Consider the following 644-nt stretch of genomic DNA (forward strand, 5'->3'; position numbering starts at 1 on the left):
TTGTTTGAATCATCTTCAGTTTCTGAGTTGTCTGGAGTTTCAGGATCAACTGGAACATCTGGAGTTTCATCAACTTTAACTACATTGATAGTGCTATGAGTTCCAGTAGTAGTAAACTGTCTATCTTTTCCATCGATTACTTTAACTTCTGATAATACTGTAGCGTTATCTTTAGCGTCAGATTTAGCTTTTAATGTGATTGTAACATCAGTTAAAGCTTCTGCATTTGCATCAGATAAGTTAATAGTTAATGTTGAACCATCAACTGTATAATCAACTACAGTTAAGTTTTCGTCATTAGATTTAACAGAAACTACTTCAAAATCAGTATCGTTAAAGTTAGTCACTAATGAATATTTGTCAGATTTTAATCCTTCAATTTCAGTTAAAGAAAGCTTAACATCAAATTCTTCTCCTGCATTAACTTCAGATTCATTAGTAGAAGTAGCTACCCCTACAGAAGTTAAATTAGTTATACCAAATCCGTAGTCATAAGCATTGTCACCAGCAACTATAGCACCAGTTTCATCAACTTGTGGAACATCAACAGGTAATGTACCTTGAGCTTCGTAAGCACCAAATATAACATCCATTGCGGCTGGAATGTTTGGACCGAATGTTTGAGTTGGAGTTAATCCACCATC

General features: G+C 34.3%; 1 pseudogene. It reads right to left on the bottom strand.

The window, feature by feature from the left end:
* Positions 1–644 (bottom strand): annotated as a pseudogene (locus HMPREF0216_RS17390) (beta-hexosaminidase); the annotation flags it as partial.

This window comes from Clostridium celatum DSM 1785, assembly GCF_000320405.1.
Lineage (GTDB): Bacteria > Bacillota > Clostridia > Clostridiales > Clostridiaceae > Clostridium > Clostridium celatum.